Source organism: Stenotrophomonas sp. HMWF023 (genome assembly GCF_003060985.1).
Lineage (GTDB): Bacteria > Pseudomonadota > Gammaproteobacteria > Xanthomonadales > Xanthomonadaceae > Stenotrophomonas > Stenotrophomonas lactitubi.
In genome coordinates, this window is sequence record NZ_QAIJ01000306.1 from 6,707 (window position 1) to 9,885 (window position 3,179).

Below are 3,179 nucleotides of genomic sequence, written 5' to 3' on the forward strand. Positions count from 1 at the left end.
CATCGCCGAAGCTCATCCGGTCCAGCGCGAAGAACGCGGTCTGGCGGCTGTCCAGGCGTCGTGCCGATGCACCCGGCATTTTCGGTGAGGGCTCGAACACCGGTACCTGCGCATCGTGGATGTTGCTGGTGCCGACGTACTCGTTGACGCTCGGGCGCTTGTCGACGGTGCGGCGGAAGTAGTCCGCGCCGATGCTCAGCTGATGGCCGACGCTGCCGGTGTCGAAGCTGCCACGCAGTTCGGCACGCGCCTGCTGGTTGCGGCGGGTGTCATCCGGGCTGCGGTAGTCGTAGATGTCGTAGTCGCCGTTGGGGGCGAAATAGTTGCCCGGCACGCTGCCGTCTGCGCACCCTGCGGTGTAGTAGCAGCCGTAGGCGAAGGCGACGTTGTCATCGATCACCGAACGGCTGTGACCGATCGACAGCCGCGACTGCCAGGCGTCGTTGAAGTCGTAGGTGTGCAGGGCGGTGATGTTGGTGCTGGCGATGTCCACCGGCCGCTGCCACGGCTGGTAGCCGAGCAGGCGCTCGCGGTCGACGCCGCGCGGCAGGTCGCGCGCGCCCAGCAGCTGGAAGCCGGACACCGAGCGCTGCGAGCTGGTCTGGTAGTTGGCATCCACTTCCAGCTTGCCGTGTTCGCCGATCAGCCAGTCGGTGGCCAGCGAATAGAAGTTGCGGCGGCCGTCGGCATGCTCGACGTAGGAATCACTGGCATCCCAGGCGGCATTGAAGCGGACGCCGAAGCGCGGCGTCAGCCAGTGGCCGACATCCACGGCGGCATAACGCGAGCCCTCCGAATCGGTGCCCAGTGTGACCGTGCGTACTTCGGCCGCGCGCTTGCCCACGTAGTTGATGATGCCGCCCGGCGCCATCACGCCAGCCGCCAAGCCGGCTTCGCCCTTCAGGATCTGCACTTCCTGGATGTTCTCCAACGCCAAGCGCTGTTCGCCGGCGATGGACATGCCGTTGAAGCGGTAGCCGGTGGCCGCATCCAGCGCGAAGCCGCGGATGGCGATGTTCTGGTAATAGCCCACCGGCGCATAGGCATCGCCCAGCGAGGCGTCATTGCTGGCCAGCTCGGACAGCGAACGCACCTGGCGACGATCGAGGTAATCGCGGCCCAGTACGTTGACCGAGGCGGGGGTGTCCTTCCAGGAGCCGCCGCCGAATGCGTTGACGCGCGAGGTGTCGGTGGCCGGCTTGCCGGCCTGCACGCGCACTGCCGCCAGTTCGGTGGGCGAGGACGGCGGAGCATCAACGGCGTCGGCGCCTGCCTCGCTGGCGTACAGCGGCAGGGCAGCGCAGAGGGCAAGGGCGAGCAGGGTAGGGCGCAGGCAGCGGTTCATTCGATTCGTCTTCAGACAACAAGGGAGACGAAGCGACGGCGCGCAGGTGCACCGGCCCATGACGGGGGTGTGGCTGCGGCTCAAAGCTCCCTACGCCGGTGCAAACCGGATCAGGTTCCAAGGGACTCTCTCAGCCTGGCAAATCCAGGCACCCCCGCTTCAGGTGACCATTTCACTACAAATGGTACGGATTTGCGAGCTACCGCCCTTCAGCCGGGGTCAGCTCCCTTTCCATCGGAAACGGATCTGACCCAGGCCGAGCGCATCATCGACGCATGGCGTCGACCTACCGAGTACCCAGCGTGTCTGGTGGCTCGCGGCTTACGCGGCGGCGTGCAGGGCCGCCAGCAGGGCCTGGCCGGGGGCCGTGGCGAACCAGACCGGATGCCCGAGCATGAACGGCTGCCAGGCGACGTCGGCATTCGCGGTGGAACCGGTGACGCCCTCGAAGTACTCCACTTCGGACAGAGCGAAGTCGAAATGCACCATCGGCAGCAGGTCGGCCAGCAGATGCACGCGCGGGGGCGACAGCGGTAATTCCTGCCGGTAGCCGTCCAGCAGGGCCAGGGCGATATCGATGCGTACCGCGTCGGTGCCGCGCTCCAGCTGCAGCCAGGCCACCGCGTTGCGTTCGATCGCGGTGGCCAGGTCGAACAGCGCGCTGGTCGGCGAGGCCAGGCCGAAATCGAGCACCGTGGCAATCGTGCCGTCGTCGTTCCACAGCAGGTTGGAGACGTGCCAGTCGTTGTGCGCCCATAGCCGTGGTTCGTCATGCAGGCGCGCGGCCAGGCCGTGGTGCCAGGGCAGCACGTTGCGGCGCAGCTGTTCTTCCCAGGGAATGCGCGCCAGGTAGCGGGCCAACCCGGGGCGGTTGCCGAGGTCGGCCTTCAGCGCGGCGATCGGGTCATCGGCGCGGATCAGGTCGTCGCGTGCCACCAGTAGATGGGTACTGCGTTGCGGGGCGTGGTAGCTGGCCGCCGCGCGGTGCAGCGTGGCCAGCATGCGCCCTGCCTCGTGAGCCTGGGCGATGTCAGTCAGCGGTGACCATGACGGCAGCTCGCGATACAGGTCCTTGCCAGCGCCCACCGCATGCAGTTCGTAGGTCCACTGGGCGTGTTCGAGTGCGGTGCGGCCGTCGTTGCTGGCCAGCACCTGCACCACCGGCATGCCGGCAACCGCCAGATGTGCGATGAAACGGTGTTCTTCTTCCAGGCTTCCCGCGCTGCGCACACTGTGGTGGTGGCGCTTGGTGAAGAGCGGACCGCCCGTGCCGTCGACGATGGCCGCGGCCGACAACGGACGCGGGCTGTGCCAGCGCAGCGTGCTGTCCGCGCCCAGCTGCGGAAAGTGGCCACGCAGCCAGGTGATCTCCTGCGCGTCGATCGCCGGCCAGTCGGCGGCGACCTCGTCGTTGTTGAGGCCCTGCACGCGATGGGGGGAAGAAGTCATGCCACGGCCGCTGGTGAGTAAAGGAACATCCAAGGCTGCGCATTCAACGCCATGGACGCCACAGACGCAAACGGGCGGGTCTTCGACCCGCCCGTCAGGGACATCATGTGCGGCCTGCGGCCTGCGCGATTACCAGCCGCGATGGCGGCCGCGGTCGTGGTAGTAACGGTTGTCATGGCGCTCGCGCTGCCAGCGACGGTCATCGCGGCGGTCGTAGCCATAACCGCGGTTGTAGCCACGATCATAACGGCGATCGTAGCCACGGTCATAGCGGCGGTCATAGCGCCCGTCGTAGCGGCGATCATGGCGGTCGGAGGTGGTCAGGTTGCCGATGGCGCCGCCGGCAACCGCGCCGCCGACGGTGGCGGCCGGGTCGCCGTTGGAG

General features: G+C 67.4%; 1 protein-coding gene, 2 pseudogenes and 1 riboswitch. All 3 genes and pseudogenes read right to left on the reverse strand.

The genetic code is table 11. The annotated features are described in order from the left end of the window. Nucleotides 1–1,345: pseudogene (locus DBR20_RS23440) on the reverse strand (TonB-dependent receptor plug domain-containing protein); the annotation flags it as partial. A 70-nt stretch (nt 1,346–1,415) separates the two neighbouring features. Beyond that, a riboswitch (TPP riboswitch) is annotated at nt 1,416–1,511 on the reverse strand. A 155-nt stretch (nt 1,512–1,666) separates the two neighbouring features. Continuing rightward, complete coding sequence (locus DBR20_RS17895) at nt 1,667–2,794, reverse strand: phosphotransferase (protein ID WP_108267379.1); 1,128 nt, start codon at nt 2,792–2,794, stop codon at nt 1,667–1,669. Nucleotides 2,795–2,923: 129 nt separating this feature from the next. Continuing rightward, nucleotides 2,924–3,179 (reverse strand): annotated as a pseudogene (locus DBR20_RS23445) (hypothetical protein); the annotation flags it as partial.